The 15,361-nt window shown below is 50.5% G+C and carries 14 protein-coding genes, 1 tRNA gene and 1 pseudogene; 3 read left to right on the top strand and 13 right to left on the bottom strand.

Going from position 1 to position 15,361, the window contains the following annotated elements:
• Position 1 precedes the first annotated feature (1 nt).
• From FYJ45_RS02230 to purE, 5 genes are all read right to left on the bottom strand, one after another.
• Positions 2–1,198 (bottom strand): SH3 domain-containing protein, encoded by a 1,197-nt coding sequence (locus FYJ45_RS02230; protein WP_154463254.1) that lies wholly within the window; start codon positions 1,196–1,198, stop codon positions 2–4.
• Positions 1,199–1,224: 26 nt separating this feature from the next.
• Positions 1,225–2,499 (bottom strand): phosphoribosylamine--glycine ligase, encoded by a 1,275-nt coding sequence (purD, locus tag FYJ45_RS02225; protein WP_154463253.1) that lies wholly within the window; start codon positions 2,497–2,499, stop codon positions 1,225–1,227.
• Positions 2,496–3,119 (bottom strand): phosphoribosylglycinamide formyltransferase, encoded by a 624-nt coding sequence (gene purN / locus FYJ45_RS02220; protein ID WP_154463251.1) that lies wholly within the window; start codon positions 3,117–3,119, stop codon positions 2,496–2,498. The genes purD and purN overlap by 4 nt, the downstream gene beginning before the upstream one ends.
• Positions 3,113–4,138: a phosphoribosylformylglycinamidine cyclo-ligase gene (gene purM / locus FYJ45_RS02215; RefSeq protein WP_154463293.1), complete on the bottom strand. Its 1,026-nt coding sequence runs from the start codon at positions 4,136–4,138 to the stop codon at positions 3,113–3,115. Before purM ends, purN begins: the two co-directional genes overlap by 7 nt.
• Positions 4,139–4,346: 208 nt before the next feature.
• The gene (purE, locus tag FYJ45_RS02210; protein ID WP_021636988.1) at positions 4,347–4,853 is read right to left on the bottom strand and encodes a 5-(carboxyamino)imidazole ribonucleotide mutase; all 507 of its coding nucleotides are present in this window, start codon (positions 4,851–4,853) and stop codon (positions 4,347–4,349) included.
• Between the two features lie 490 nt (positions 4,854–5,343).
• Here purE and FYJ45_RS02205 point away from each other — a divergent pair, with 490 nt between their 5' ends.
• Positions 5,344–6,195, top strand: coding sequence for an AraC family transcriptional regulator (locus FYJ45_RS02205; RefSeq protein ID WP_154463250.1), 852 nt, complete (start codon positions 5,344–5,346; stop codon positions 6,193–6,195).
• Between the two features lie 108 nt (positions 6,196–6,303).
• Positions 6,304–6,383: transfer RNA gene (locus FYJ45_RS02200), tRNA-Leu, on the top strand.
• Positions 6,384–6,468: 85 nt separating this feature from the next.
• Here the strand turns inward: FYJ45_RS02200 and FYJ45_RS02195 are convergent.
• From FYJ45_RS02195 to tnpA, 6 genes and pseudogenes are all read right to left on the bottom strand, one after another.
• A complete protein-coding gene (locus FYJ45_RS02195; RefSeq protein WP_154463248.1) occupies positions 6,469–7,164 on the bottom strand; it encodes a nuclease-related domain-containing protein in 696 nt (231 codons plus the stop codon).
• A gap of 75 nt (positions 7,165–7,239) precedes the next feature.
• On the bottom strand, positions 7,240–8,559 hold the full coding sequence (locus FYJ45_RS02190; RefSeq protein ID WP_195841613.1) for an SGNH/GDSL hydrolase family protein: 1,320 nt from the start codon (positions 8,557–8,559) through the stop codon (positions 7,240–7,242).
• Positions 8,560–8,935: 376 nt separating this feature from the next.
• The gene (locus FYJ45_RS02185; protein WP_154463245.1) at positions 8,936–9,709 is read right to left on the bottom strand and encodes an inositol monophosphatase family protein; all 774 of its coding nucleotides are present in this window, start codon (positions 9,707–9,709) and stop codon (positions 8,936–8,938) included.
• Positions 9,710–9,924: 215 nt separating this feature from the next.
• On the bottom strand, positions 9,925–10,689 hold the full coding sequence (locus FYJ45_RS02180; protein ID WP_235930512.1) for a MerR family transcriptional regulator: 765 nt from the start codon (positions 10,687–10,689) through the stop codon (positions 9,925–9,927).
• Between the two features lie 158 nt (positions 10,690–10,847).
• Positions 10,848–11,282: a DUF523 domain-containing protein gene (locus tag FYJ45_RS02175; RefSeq protein ID WP_154463243.1), complete on the bottom strand. Its 435-nt coding sequence runs from the start codon at positions 11,280–11,282 to the stop codon at positions 10,848–10,850.
• A gap of 237 nt (positions 11,283–11,519) precedes the next feature.
• Positions 11,520–11,846, bottom strand: a pseudogene (gene tnpA, locus FYJ45_RS02170) (IS200/IS605 family transposase); the annotation flags it as partial.
• 125 nt (positions 11,847–11,971) lie between these two features.
• On the opposite strand from tnpA, the gene FYJ45_RS02165 reads away from it, so the two are divergent.
• Positions 11,972–12,688: a hypothetical protein gene (locus tag FYJ45_RS02165; RefSeq protein ID WP_154463241.1), complete on the top strand. Its 717-nt coding sequence runs from the start codon at positions 11,972–11,974 to the stop codon at positions 12,686–12,688.
• A gap of 19 nt (positions 12,689–12,707) precedes the next feature.
• Here FYJ45_RS02165 and FYJ45_RS02160 read toward each other — a convergent pair whose 3' ends face one another.
• Positions 12,708–13,598 carry a tocopherol cyclase family protein gene (locus FYJ45_RS02160; RefSeq protein WP_154463240.1) on the bottom strand — a complete coding sequence of 297 codons (891 nt, stop codon included), beginning with the start codon at positions 13,596–13,598 and terminating at the stop codon, positions 12,708–12,710.
• A gap of 159 nt (positions 13,599–13,757) precedes the next feature.
• Entirely contained in the window at positions 13,758–15,323 is a 1,566-nt protein-coding gene (locus tag FYJ45_RS02155; protein WP_154463238.1) for a sialate O-acetylesterase, read from the bottom strand.
• Positions 15,324–15,361 lie beyond the last annotated feature (38 nt).

Below are 15,361 nucleotides of genomic sequence, written 5' to 3'. Positions count from 1 at the left end.
GTTATTTTAAATCAAGGAATTCAAAGTCCAGATCATCATCTTCATCCACATCGAGGAAATTACGGGGCTTATAATCCTGAGATTTCCTGCCCTTTCCTGAGGCTTTGGAGCTTCTTCTGGAAGGTTCCTCATAGGAGACTTCATCGGGGTACATATCTTCATCGTCCTCCTCATCGTCGTCCTCATCATCCTCTTCATCCTCATATTCATAGCGGCTTCTTCTGCGGGAACCTCTGCCGCCGCGGGAGGCTTTGCCCATACCTCTCCTGCTTCTTCTGGGGACGTAGTCATCATCATCTTCGTCGTCCTCATCATCCTCATCGTCTTCGTCCATGTCGTCCCCGTCGTCGTCATCCATTTCATCGTCGTCATCGTCAAATTCATCATAGCCGTCGTCATAGGTTCCCTTCAGCTTGAAGATTAAAACGGTTACGGCAACAACGAGCAGGCCTACGATAACCGCAAGAATAATGATTATCATACGAAGGCTTCCCGTCTGCTTCTCCATTTCGGCAATATTGCTCTCATTAGTCTGGGCAGCTCCGAGAAGATCGGAAACCTTATATCTCGTACCATTGATGTTGTCGTTCAGATACCAGTCATTCGTTCCAGTTCCGTCATCCGCATAGCTGACATCATAGTCATTGGTGGACGGCGCCGTATCGGAAGGAGTCTCCGCAGGCGTTTCCTCAGGCGGCTCCGCAGGTGCAGCCGGCTGCACAGTTTCCGCTATTTCCAGCGTATCCTCGCGTACATATCCGTTGATCGCCTTGCCGTCCTTTTCTCCGGTAATCTGATACCAGATCTTTCCTTCGCTTCCTGTGGTTTCCCCGGTTACATCCATAACATCACCGGAAGAAAGGCTTCCAACCACACTTGAATTGGTAGAGGCTTCGGAACGGACACGGGCGCTGGCGGCAATTATTTTGATTTTGGCTACCGTAGTGCCGTTTATGCCTTCCTCAGAATTTTCGTTTATAATTTCATTTAATTCTGCGTCGTCTCCTCCGGCATCTTCCGCACCCTCATTGCCGCCTTCCGAATCACCGTTATTGACACTGCCCTGACTGCCCAGGCTATTGGTTGCATGTCCCGTCAGCGCTGTCTGTGCCGGCACTGCGGCGCAAAACAATATAGCTGTCAAAACTGCCGTAATCCGAAGCACTATACCTGTACTTTTCGTTTTTATCCTGTTCATTTCCTGACCCCTTTACCATTTGTGGTTTACGCCTCGTCAATAGCTTTGCCGATATCCGTACGCATATACTTATTGGCAAAGTCAACCCAGCCGGCGGCCTCATAGGCGTTGGCTCTCGCCGCCTTCAGGTCCTTGCCCGTTGCGGTGATGCCGAGAACCCTGCCGCCGTTAGTCACGATGTTCCCTTCATTGTCGAATCTGGTTCCGGCATGATAGCAGAAATAACCGTCGGCGTCTTTGAATTTCTCCAGGCCGCTTATCTTAAGGCCCTTTTCGTATTTTACCGGATAGCCCTGTGATGCCAGCACCACGCAGACCGCCGCATTGTCTTCAAACTGCAGCTCAATCTGATCCAGGGTGCCGTCAATGCACGCTTCCACTACATCTATGATATCGTTCTTCATACGCGGAAGCACAACCTGCGCTTCAGGATCCCCGAATCTTGCATTGTATTCCAGCACCCTGGGGCCTTTTTCCGTAAGCATCAGGCCGAAGAAAATAATTCCCTTAAATTCCCTTCCTTCCTCCGCCATGGCATCCACAGTGGGCTGATAGATATATTGTTTACAGAAATCATCAACTTCTTTCGTATAGAACGGAGAAGGAGAAAAAGTTCCCATGCCGCCCGTATTCAGGCCCTTGTCCCCGTCGCAGGCGCGTTTATGATCCTGTGCGGAGGTCATAATTTTGATATGCTTTCCGTCAACAAAGGAAAGTACGGAAACCTCGCGTCCGGTCATGTATTCCTCCACCACCATACGGTTGCCGGCGGAACCGAACTGCTTATCCGTCATAATGCTTTTCACGCCTTCCAGCGCTTCTTCCTTTGTATTGCAGATAAGCACCCCTTTGCCCAATGCCAGCCCGTCTGCCTTCAGCACGATAGGGAAGCTGGCCGTTTCCAGGTATTCCACTGCCTTCTGCGCATCATCAAAGGTTTCATAGGCTGCTGTGGGGATATTGTATTTTTTCATTAAATCTTTGGAAAAAGCCTTGCTTCCTTCCAGAATCGCCGCATTTTTCCTGGGGCCGAACACACGGAGCCCCGCTGCCTCAAGGACATCCACAATGCCCGCAGCCAGAGGATCATCCGGCCCTACAATCACCAGATCCACTTCCTTTTTCTTTGCGAAGGAAGCGATTTTATCAAATTCATCCACGCCCAGGGGGACGCATTCAGCCACTTCGGCAATACCTGCATTTCCGGGCGCACAGTATATTTTATCTGCTTTCGGGCTTCTGGCCACGGCTGCCGCAATCGCATGCTCCCGTCCGCCGCCGCCTACAATCAGAATTTTCATTTGTATCTCACCTTTCCGTCTTCCACACTAATTCTGCCGTTGGCAATCATATCAATCGCCTGAGGCAGAAGCTGCCATTCGGCTTCCTCCATCACACGCTGCTGAAGCGTCTTCGGTGTATCGTCCTGGTGCACCTGAACGCTCTTCTGCAGGATTATCGGGCCGGTATCCGTTCCTTCATCCACAAAGTGAACGGTCGCCCCGGTCACCTTCACTCCCCTCGCCAATGCAGCTTCATGCACCTTCAGCCCATAGAAGCCCACGCCGCAGAACGACGGGATCAGGGAGGGATGGATATTGATTATACGGTTACGGTAGCTTTCTATCATGGCCGCCGGTATGGCAACCAGAAAGCCTGCAAGAACGATTAAATCCGGATGGTATTCATTGACCTTTTCCAGAAATGCCCGGTTAAAGGCCTCACGATCCGAAAAATCCTTCGGAGAGACGCAGACGGCATCAATTCCGTTCTGCTCCGCCCGGGTCAGCGCATATGCATTCTTATTGTTGCTGATGGCACCTATGATTTCCGTATTGGTCAGGCTGCCGCTGCCAATGGCATCAATAACAGCCTGCAGATTGGTACCTCCGCCGGATACGCACACCAGAATTCTCAGCATAATACGACTCCCTTTTCCCCGGCTTCCACTTCACCGATCACATAAGGGGTCTCTCCTGCCTCACGGACAGCCGCCATAGCTGCTTCGACCTCTGACGGGTCCACTGCAAGCACCATGCCGATACCCATATTATATGTATTGTACATCATCTGCTCTTCAATATTTCCCTTATCAGCAAGCAGCCTGAAAATAGCAGGCACCTCATAGCTGTCCTTCCTTACAACGGCACGGACGCCGTCGGGAAGCATACGGGGAATATTCTCATAGAAGCCGCCGCCTGTAATATGGCTGCACGCTTTGATCTCAACCCCGGCATCCTTCACAGCCTTCAGAGCCTTCACATAGATCTTGGTGGGCGCAATCAGCGCTTCACCCAATGTTGTCCCCAGTTCCTCATAGTAGGTCTCCAGGGATTCCTTAGTCATTTCAAAAACCTTTCTCACCAGCGAAAAACCATTGCTGTGAACGCCGGAGCTGGCCATGCCAATCAGCACGTCTCCCGCCTTCAGCTGTTCGCCGGTAATCAGCTTCTTCTCATCAACGATGCCCACAGCAAATCCTGCAAGGTCGTATTCGTCCTCAGGATAAAAGCCGGGCATTTCCGCAGTCTCGCCGCCAATCAGGGCAGCACCCGCCTGCTTACAGCCATCCGCCACACCTTTAACGATAGTGGCGATTTTCTCAGGATAGTTCTTTCCGCATGCAATGTAGTCCAGGAAAAACAACGGTTCGCCGCCCGCGCATGCAATGTCGTTCACACACATAGCCACGCAGTCAATACCAACCGTGTCATGCTTATCAAGAAGAAACGCAAGCTTCAGCTTCGTTCCCACGCCGTCCGTTCCGGAAACCAGTGTGGGCTTTTCCATTCCCCTAAAGCTGTCAAGGGAGAAAGCCCCGGAAAAACCGCCCAGGCCGCCCAGAACCTCCGGACGCATGGTTTCCTTCACATATTTTTTCATCAGTTCAACCGATTTATATCCTGCTTCAATATCTACACCAGCGTTCTTATAATCCATCGTATCCTCCATCGGGTACGGATCCAGTGCGCCCGGGCGCAGCTGCCGTATTCCCTGTTTTATCTTTAATTTCTGTGACTGTCCCGTCTGCTGACAGCCATATGCAAAAATCCGGGCCGAATCGTTGCCGGCGGCAGTTTTTGCTTTCAGGTTCACCGCTTCTTACGCTTAACTCAGACCCGCGGGCCTGCAAAACAGCTTCTTAATATTACTTATTATAATTCCTGTAGCCTGTTTCCTGGAGATGCGCATCCTTTTTCTGAACGCTTTCCTTCAGACCCTGGGAGTAATCCTTCAGTTTCTGAAGCAGAGCCGCATCTGAAGTAGCAAGAATCTTAGCCGCCAGAAGCCCTGCGTTGGCGCCGCCGTTGATAGCGACCGTAGCAACCGGAATGCCGCTGGGCATCTGTACGATAGAATAAAGGGAATCCCTGCCGCCCAGAGAAGTTGTATGCATGGGAATACCAATTACCGGCATCGGGAAAATTGCGGCACACATACCAGGAAGATGTGCAGCCATACCCGCTCCTGCTATAATCACCTTAAATCCCCTGTCTTCCGCAGACTTCGCATATTCAAAAAAAACATCCGGCTCCCTGTGGGCGGAAATGATCTTCATTTCATAAGAAATCCCCAGTTCCTCCAGAATATCAGCTGCCTTTGCCATTACAGGCATATCGGAATCGCTTCCCATTACAATACCAACCTGTGCCATTGGTTATCCTCCTTCATCCTATGAGCCCGTTCAACCGCCCCCGCCGGGCCCACCCCCCCCCCCCCTCACTTCGGCAAAAGACAGTCAAAAACAAGCCAGTAATATTTCAACCTACAGTGTACTAAACTTTTTCCCGATATGCAACATCAACCAAACCGAATTAATAAAAAATTCAACTTTTCACAACCAAACTATATTTTTTTTCAGGGGAATGGATTATAATGTTGTTACCAACGAGCAGCTCCCTGAACAGGGAAAAGCTGAATGGAGAACAGCTTCAGCTGCTCTCCATTCAGTTTTTCCCTGTTCAGGGTTGGGGCGACTGCCCCAAGCCGGGAAGCCCCCGGGCTTCCCGGCCCAAGCTGCGGCTTCCCGGTGCCAGGCTCTGTCCCTGCCCTAAAGCCCTTGCCCCAAGCTACGCTGCCCCTCCATTCCTTTCGTCCTGCGCACCACCACACCAATCCACCCCCAGGGAGTTGATACACCACCCATGTGCCAAATACAATACGACATAACCTACGAGGACCTGAACCCCACGTTCCTCTTCACCTGCCAGATATCCAGGAAAGAACCGGAACGCCTTCACAGCCACGACTTCATAGAAATAGCCCTGATCCTGTCCGGTGAGGGCCATTTTGTGTTGGGCGGAAAATGGTATCCGGTTAAAAAAGGCGATGTGCTCCTCATTAATCCGGGCATCCAGCACCAATGCACCTACTCCTCAGCAGAAGCCCCTTTGGAGGAATTCTACGTAGCCTTTACGGACATACACATCCGGGACATGGAACGCAACCAGATCCTCTTCCCCGGCCACGAATGCCTCATCCGCCCCGGCGAGAAGACCTTCGTCACACTGTCGCGCCTCTGCTCCCTCATCAAGACGGAAAGCACCAGCTGCCAGCCGGGACGCTATTTCATGCTTAAGGCCTACGTCACCCAGATGATCCTCCTGCTCTACCGCGAACAGGTAGTTGCGCCGGTCACCATAGAAGAAGGCTATGAATTTGAATCCACCAACAAAAAATACGTGGTAGAGCAGATCATAGACTACCTAAACTGCCACTACAATGAAAAAATATCCCTGGATCAGATCGCCAGGAATATGTACCTGAGCCCTTTTTACATATCCAAAATTTTCAAAAGCGAAACCGGTGACACCCCTATCAACCACCTGATCAAAATCAGGATGGAAAAGGCCCGGTTTCTGCTTGACAAGCAGAAGGATGCCAGCATACAGGACATTGCCCTGTGCGTGGGATATGACGACGCCTACCACTTCAGCAAGCTGTTTAAGAAACATTTTGGGGAATCACCTTCTAAATATAGGAAGAAACAGGAATAGTTAAAAATGCCGTCGAAATTCTGTTAACTGTTCTGCAAACTATCTTGACAACAGGAAAACCCTCACGGTATAATAATGGACGTGACAGCATATCTTTTGCTGCATGCTGCGGTTATGGCGGAATTGGCAGACGCGCCAGATTTAGGTTCTGGTGGGAGACCGTGCAGGTTCAAGTCCTGTTAACCGCATTATTAAAAAGCTCAGTATTTACAGGGATTAATGTAAATACTGAGCTTTTCTTAATTTTAAAGAATAATAAATCTATTAACTTTTTCACCATCGTCCCCATGTTGGAACAGCCTGTATGGAGCTGTATCTTCCGCCGGTGGACTTCACCTTGCCGGAGACACTCAGCCGGTCATATATCTCATCAATGACCTGAGGGGCCAGGAATTTTCTGGCGCTGCGCACCATACCGTAGATGGTGTAGGATAACTGACGGGCAAGAATAATTTTGGACGTATTATCGGAAAGTCCCGCGTTTTCAAGTTCACATGAATTTCCGAAGACTGCCAGGGAAAAATAAGGCAGCCACTTCATGTCGGGAAGCTCCTTCTGAAGGCGCACGATGCAGGCCTCATTTTTCAGAAGAGGGTTGTAGAAATAGTTTTTATAAGAGGTCAGCTGACTGGCGCAGAGGGTCTGTACCCAGTACTCTTCCTCCGGATTACCGGAGATCCAGCCCTGGTAATCCTTGGCTTCCACAACGTATATGCCTGTCTCGTGTATCATGATGATATCCGCGGCAAAAGCCTCTGCGTTCTCCATGTAACGCCAGTTCACAAGAATTTTCTTGTAACCGCCCACATCCCTTAGTATGCGAAGGACCTCCCCGCTGCATTTACGTTCTCCGCCATAGGTGACATCATAATAAGAGCTGTGCGACAGTTTGTTTCTGTCCAGCTTATTGTAAAGGTGATTTCTGTATAGGTAGATTAAAACCAAAATCAGGCAAAGCACTGACAGCATTCAATCCTCCTGGTTGTTTACGGGTACCGCCCCGGTTGTTTTACAGGTATCCGCCGGTGCCTCAAAAAGCAATGCTTAAGAAGGATACCAGGCATTCTGCAAAAGCACCGATGTTACATAATTCGCCATTTTTGTCGAACCTTCTTTATTTGGGTGGGTTCCGTCGCTGGTATAATGGTTCAGCTCATAAACCTCCATACCGCAATTGTGCACATCTATCACAGGAATACCATAAGCCGCGGCAATTGCCTTAATCCGGCTGTTAAAGTCGGCAATGGTATTTCCTTTTTCATTTACCCTGGGATGATCCCCTGAATTGGCCTCTGTGAGCGTCATACAATAAATCCGGGAGGCCGGGTAGGTGCGAAGGAGCTTCTGAAGCATAAGCTCATAGGCCTCCGAAAAATTAACGTAATATTTTTCACCGCGTCCTGTGGGAACTCCGTCAAATTTACCCAGTTCCATCGCCCGGAAGAAATCGTTTGCTCCCATATAAACAAGAATGATATCCGGCGAGGTTCCATAAGGTCCTTTCAGGTCATTGATTCTGCGGTCGCTGCAGCCGGCGCTGGAATGCTCATCCTTGGAATCCCCGCAAACCGTGCTTGCGGAATAGGAACCGTTTGCAGCAAGGCGCATCCCTGTATTGTAAAGCACCTGCATCCACCAGGTCTGTGTCACATCCTTCACATCATTATTCGCCTCAGGGTAAAAGCATGCATAGCCATCGGGAATATATCCCTGATAGGTGGAAATGCTGTCTCCCAGGACGGATACGCTCAGCCCCTTCAGCGGTGTCTGCGCAGGTGAGGATAACAAGCCTGCGGCAATCAGCCTTCCATTGGATACCGTACCAGCCTGGACCTGCTGGGCCAGCATAGTATCCGCCTGCTCCTGCAGCTGTCTGGCAGCTGCCTGCGCTTCCTCCTGTGTCTTTGCAGCCTGCTCGGCGGCTTCTTCCTGTAGCTTTGCTGCCTGTGCGGCGGCTTCCTCCTGTGCCTTTGCAGCCTGTGCTGCCGCTTCTGCCTGTGCTTTCTGTATCTGTGCCGCGGCTTCCTCCTGCAGCTTCTGCCACTGGGCCGCCGTTTCTTCCTGGAGCTTCCGTGCTGCTTCCTGAGCCGCCGCTTCCGCCTGTGCAGCCTCTACGGCCTCCCTGGCCTGCTGCTCCGAAAGAGCCTGCTGGTAAGCGGCAAGCTGAGCCGCATATTCTTCCTGCGCCCGACGATAAGCCTCGGCCTGTGAAGCTGCTGCCTCCTGCTGCCCCGCCGCGGCCTGCTGCTCTGCCGATGCCTGCGGCACCTGGGCAGATGCCGTTAAGTTTGCTAAGTTTGATGCGAACAGGCAGCTGACACTGAGCGCCGCTGCCAGAAACGTAAATTTTGTCTTTTTTCTCATTGCAAATCCACTGGAAAATATCGACCCCCGATATTCCCATCCTCCTTGTTTTGCGGAGCAAAATGCGAGCTCTCTGGCGAGCAGAGGATTTTCCTCCTTATTCTGACTGTCTGTTGATGTCCGGTGCCTTATCCTGTTACAACTGCATGCATTCGCAGTCATATGGCGCCCTGTCTGAATTTGCACCTATTATATCAGTATTTTCTCCTTGTGTGAACCGTCAATTTTACCGAAAGCAAAAAGCGGGATCCCCAGCCTGCTATACCGGCTTAAGAATTTTATCAGCAGCATACTGTGCCCTCCCTTCTGTCCTTGTTCCCAGGCCGTCCTGTTAAACACAAAGGCTTAAATACACTGGCTTGCTACACACCAGCGGTTAATTAATATATTGATCTACAAGAAGCTGCCCGATAGGGCCGTTACTCCCCACAATACTTCCTTTTTTCCAGGGGACAGGCTTTTCTCCCTGAAAACCGGTCACCGTGCCGCCCGCTTCTTCAATGAGCAGAAGCCCCGCCGCATAATCCCAGGGCTTCAGGTTCATTTCAAAAAAAGCGTCCAGCCGGCCGCAGGCAACATAGGCAAGCTCGATGGCTGCGGAGCCTATCCGCCGGATATCCTGACAGTCCAGGAACACCTTTTTAAATATTTCAAAATTCCGATTCGCATATTCATGCTCATAGGGCGTGGTTCCGATGGATATCAAGCTGTCAGCCATTGTTTCCGCACGGCTGACATGGATGGGCTCTCCGTTCAGGAAAGCGCCTTCCCCCTTCACTGCCGTAAAAACCTCATCGGAAAAGGGCTGGTAAATCACGCCGCATACCATTTCTCCCCGGCTGCATAGTCCCAGAGATACGGCGCTGTTTCTGAAATCATGAATCAGGTTCGTCGTCCCGTCCACCGGATCCAGAATCCATATATCCGCGTTAAAATCTATCTCACTGTTATCCTTTTCTTCACCCATAAACTGTATCCGGGGCCATTCCTTATGAAGCTGCTCCCTCAGGTATTCCTGAACCCGGAAATCCACCTGGGTCACATAATCCGATACGCCCTTTACGGTTACCTGTGAAACCGCCTGCTTATCCGTAAGCAGCCCTTTTGTCCCTTTCACCAGGGCAACCAGCTTATTCATATCAATTTTCATGGCATTTCATCCTCCTGACCTTCAGCATAGCACAAAGCCGCAGGATAAGGAACTGCCAACAGCAATAAATTAACTTCTTGAAATTAACTATTCAATTCAGCCCGCACAGGCTTTAGTAATAAGCATTTGCGGGCTGAATTGTCATGCTGATGATGGGCAGCTGCCAGGTGATATCCTGCGGCTTTATCTATGCTTCGTTCTGTACTTCAGGCTTTTTATCCGTTGTTTTTTCTGCGACTCACATAAAAGGCAATCGCTTTCGACATCTGCTCTGCCGTTCCTTCTCCGAAACGGTCGATGTTCTCCGTAAAACGTTCGTCGGCTGTGTACATCTGTCCAAGGCCCTCCAGAATCTCATCCGTACAGGTATAATATCTGGCGCTGATAAAATCCTGCCATTTTGCCACCAGCGCCTGCACCTCCTCAGACTCCGGCGCAAGCTCCCTGCTCTGCGCAAAAGCCTGCATGATGGAATCGCTTTCCTTCATCACTGCCTCCCATTCCCCGTTGCTGTATCCGTTCGTGCGTTTTTTACTCTCCTGCCAGGCCTGGGTATGGCCCCAGCGTTCTTTGGCTTCCTCTGCATATTTTTCCTTGCAGCGTTCAATTTCGCTACTGTCAAATTCCTGAAAACTCATCTCTTTTTCTCCTTCCATTCTTCGTTCCGTCAGGGCAATCAGACGTTCCAGCCGCTCCTTCTTTTTTTTCAGGAGTTCATGCTGCGCCCTTAATGCCTCATTTCTGTCAAAGGAAGGGGAATCCAGCATTTCCTTAATCTGTGACAACGGAAAATCCAGTTCACGGAAAAACAGGATCTGGGAAAGCCGTTCCATATCCTTTTCCCCGTACAGGCGGTAGCCCGCATCCGTTACCGTTTCCGGTCGCAGAAGGCCGATCTGGTCATAATAATGAAGCGTCCTTATAGTCACTCCCGTCATTTTCGCTGCCTCGTTGATTTTCATCTGCATTCCTTTATCCATCCTTTTCTTCATTCATTGGGGACCGGTTCCGTTCTGAATGAGTTCAGTGTAATCTATGACGCAGCGTCAAAGTCAAATGATTTTTTTATATTTTTTAGCGCAAAAAAAGCGTAACCATTAAGGTGCTATGTTAATGGCCCTGGAAAGTCCCGCAGCAGCTACAGGCGTGCAAGCCTGTCCGTCTGCGTTTCCCCGATAATTGTAAGCCCTTCCTGGCTGAGGAGCCCGGCAAGCACGCCGTTTCCCTCCACCAGCCCTCCGTCAAAAAGGCCGTTATGTACTTTTCCGAAGCCACAGGCCGGGCTGCGCTCTTTGAGAATTGCCGCTTCGCAGTTAAATAAACGGGCCAGCTTCAAAATTTCCCGCGCGCCCTTCTCATATTGCTGCGTTACGTCCGCGCCCTCAGCATTGATTACCTTCCCATCAAGAATTTCCGCCGGCGGACGGGGTGTGGGAAGCCCTCCGAAGGCTTCCGGGCAGATCGGTATCAGATGATGCCTTTCCTTTAATTCTTCCAATATAGGAAGCAGGCAGCCGGTTCCGTCATACCGGCAGTCCACACCAAGAAGACAGGCGCTTACAAGTATGTTCATTGTGGGGTTCCTCCTGATTTTTTCTGTGATTAAATGATACTTCATTATAAACGAAAACTGACAAGAAATCCAAGTGTCAGAGCCCGGGTAAGTTCTCTTTTAACCGAAACAGATTGTATTTGTCCACACAATTATATATAATTATTTTATAGATTTCTGGTACTGCATAAGGTATCAGAAAAAAACTGAACCACTGCCGGCTAAAGCCGGCAGGTTCGGACTAGCGGCTAAAGCCGCCTAAAGTTGACCTATCTCAAAGTTATCGTTTTTCCTTCTCTCTTCCAAATCCTGATTTTTTATATATTCGGCTATCACCTCATCTGTTACGTTCCCACTACTTGCTACAAAGTATCCTCTTGCCCACAGATGCTGTCCCCAGAATTGTTTATTCAGCTCCTTATACTCCATCAGTAACTTCCTTGATGATGTTCCCTTTAGATACTGGATTAGTTTACTTGCTGACAAATGGGGTGGCGCTGACACTAACAGATGTATATAATCCTTTCCAACATGCCCTGCCAATATTTCTACTTCATTTGTTTGGCATATTTGTCTTATCAGATCTTCACCTCAAATTTAGTATTCTCTTTTTTCTTTTTACTAAACTTGAAGCTATGGGGTTAACCTAAAGGCTTCGCCTTAAGGCGAGGGATTTAACCCCCTTATACAGACATTAAAAGGGGGATTTTATGAAGTTCAAAAAAATGAAGGGGATTATGTTGGGTATTGTCTTATTTACCATGAGTTCATTGACTGTGACGGCTGCGCCGATGGTGCAGGCGCCATTTACGGCTGCCCAGCTGGTTGATCAGTCAAAAACAGCCCTGGCCGGCGATTCTTCCTATCACGTGGAAAGTGTGGAATCCATTGAAATGACATTTTTCCTCACCCCACAGGTGAATTTTTTCCATAGTATAACAACCCAGCTGACCGCCAATCCTTTCTGTATATACTATCAGGCTGTAGAAAGCACTACCACCGGTGGAAATACGGAAGCGGCAAGCCTGGAAAGGTACACCGCCTTTGAGGGAAATATCATGAAAGAATATACAAGCAAAAACAATCTGCAGTGGATGTTAAAATCCCGTCGCGCCAAGCAGGGAGTCACCGGTTTCAGTATGCAGGATTCTTTCACTTTGCTTATATCCAGTCCCGGGCTGACCGGAATTCCGGTTTATACTGATGGAACGGTGTACCAATATACCCTTTCTTCAGATGATGTTGCACAAATCTATACCTTTGACGCCGCATCCATGCTTCTTATCAGTATCCATGGTGTGATTCCCGGCAAAAACGACGGCATACAAAATATTACCAACCGCCTGGACTATGTCATTACCTATAACATGTATGACGCCTTTGGCGTCCCGGCGGAAATAGCCGGTGCCGCAATACCCGTTTCATAAGGCGTATTTAAAAATTGCCCTAACGCAGCCGGTTCGTTCCGGTATCAAATTCCGCGCTGCCCATACCCAAATGATCAAATATAAGCTTTCCGTCCAGCCAGAACCGGCACCATACGGTGCATACCAGGTTTTCCTTGATAAATCGGTTCATTGAACCCTGGACCGGCGCTTTCAGATGCTGTCCTTCCGTTGGTTTTACCCGGATGGACAGCATCATTTTTCCCTGGCGGAGCAGCACTTCATTTTCACAGAATTTCAGAATCCTCACGCCGCGGTAGGTTGCCAGCCGGTATTCCTTCCCCCGGTAATAAACAAATGCGATGCAGCCCGGGAAATGGCCTCCCAGGAAGGGGATGTCGGCCACAGATACCATGAGGCTGCATTCCTGCCTGTCATACCAGCCGGACTGGCACCAGAAATAATAGGAAGGGAAGGAAGAGCCCCAGTCCTTTTCAATATAGCCTCTTCCTCCATGGAAATTATAGGTATCGCCATTGACCTTTAAGCTTCCTCTTGTCTTGTGGCACATGCTCACCACGCCGTGGCGGCACTGCAGGAAGGGTACATAGCGGAAGGGGCCCATAATATCACTTTTCAGGGCCGCCAAACCAGCGTATCGGATCCGGCCCTCTATTTTTATGGTCCGGCCGTCTTCCTCTTTATTTAAGGACACCCGGATGCCCCGGGGAGAAAAATAATTGTTCCCTATCTGTATCGTATCCTTCTTCCCGAAAACCTTTACCGCATCCAGCGGGAAATTAAAGTTCCAGGCCGCTTCCTCCGTAATCACCTGCACGGAAGCATATCCGGGAGCATCCGCCGGAAAATGAAAAGCAGGAATCAGGGCAGCCGCGCGGCTGCCTTTTTCCTGCTTGAAATACCATCCTTTAAAAAAACCTTTCCCTGCCATAGGCACCTCCGTCTCTTTTTCAGAAGCAGCTGTTTTCGGAAAGACAATTTCCAAAAAACTGCTTCCCGGCAAGCGGCTGCCAAAGAACCGCTTCCCGGCAGGCGTTACCCAAAGAAACGCCTGCCTGCCTATGGTTCAGGATTCCCGTTCTTCCCGCTTCTATACCTCACACATGAAGGGCTTCATGGGCAAATCGGCGGAATTATAAAATCTGACTCTGATATAAGGCACCCAGGCGAAGGAAACCTGGCATTTTGCATCGGACAGCGGCTCTGTCCGATGCACCACCGTATCCTCGCGCAAATCAATCTCCCTGATTTCCAGCAGCCTGCCCTCCTGGCTCACCACAAATCCATCCTTCATCTGTTCCGGTCCGGTCAGCGGAGAGGGCCGTTCCGCCTCCGCCTCGTTTTCCGGCTGTCCTTCCATCTCCCACAGGCCGATACCTGTATTGGCAAAATGCAGGGCAATGCCCTCCTGCGTCCGCTCTGCCCCGTTCAGAGCCGGAGGTTCACACAAAACCGGCTCGCCGTACACCTTTCCCCGTGCCAGCAGCGCCAGACGTTCCCCCACTTCTTTTTTATGCTTGGGATGGATATCCTCATACATTCCCAGATCCATAATGGAGGCCATATATGCCCCGGGCACGCTCTCGCCCACCATTTCCTGTCTGTGGCGAAGCTCGGGATACTTCTCCCCGGTGCCCCCCAGCCACCAGCCATAGGGTGCAAGCTGTACATACAAGAAGGGCAGCTCCTGTCCGAAGCTCTTTCTCCAACAGCGGATCATAGCCGTAAACAGCCGGTCATAAATTTCCGCATGGCCTTCGTCCGATTCCCCCTGATACCAGAGAACACCCCTCGCTGAGAAAGGGATGATTTTTTCCAGCATCTGATGATACAGGCCGCCGGGGCGTCCCACGTTGTAAGGGCCCATGGGATTTTCCGGGCCTGCCGGCCTTTTCATCCACTCTTTTTGTTCTTCCAGGCCGATTCCGTACATCACGCCGGCCCACTCCCTCCGATGCTCCATGGAGTCCTCCAGGGCAAAGGCCTTTACCGAAGCCGCTTTCAGCTCCTCCGGATCCTTACCCGCCACGGATGCCTCATATTCCTTCAGATACACATCCAGAGGCGCTTCCTTAAGCCAGCTCTCCTCCAGCCAGGTGGAAGCGCTGGTGCCGCCCCAGTTGCAGCCGATGATTCCCACAGGCACACCCAGCACAGGCTGCAGGCTCCTGGCAAAGGAATATCCGGGCGCGCTGAAATACGGCCATGCGTCATCCTCTTCCTCAAACCAATAGCCGCACTCCGACACATCCTTATCATGTCCGGGAAATGCCAGACGGGGCACATTGAACATATGAATGCGGGGGTTTTTGTTTTCATGCGCCGCGCACTGCATGTCCGCCCACTGTGCGTCATAGCACAGGAAAAATTCCATATTGGACTGTCCTCCTGCGATCCATACCTCTCCCACCGAAACATCCCCGATGGAAAGCGTCTCTTTCTGGCAGGTGATTTCCATGCACAGCCCTTCCGCGGCCTCCATCGGCGGCAGCGTACAGCGCCAGCTTCCGTTCTCCACACGGCAGACGGCCCTATTGCCGGCAAGCGCAACCGTCACCTCTTCCCCTTCCGGCCCTTCGCCCCACACAGCTATCTCCTTCTGCCGCTGCAGAACACATCCGTCCTGAAATAAAATACCTGTTTTCAACTGCTCCATTTCCTTTTAACGCCTCCTGCAATGTAATGATCTGTTTT

Origin of the sequence: Eisenbergiella porci (assembly GCF_009696275.1) — a bacterium.
Classification (GTDB): domain Bacteria; phylum Bacillota; class Clostridia; order Lachnospirales; family Lachnospiraceae; genus Eisenbergiella; species Eisenbergiella porci.
Note: the sequence above shows the minus strand (reverse complement) of the source record. Positions and strands in the feature narration are given on the sequence as shown.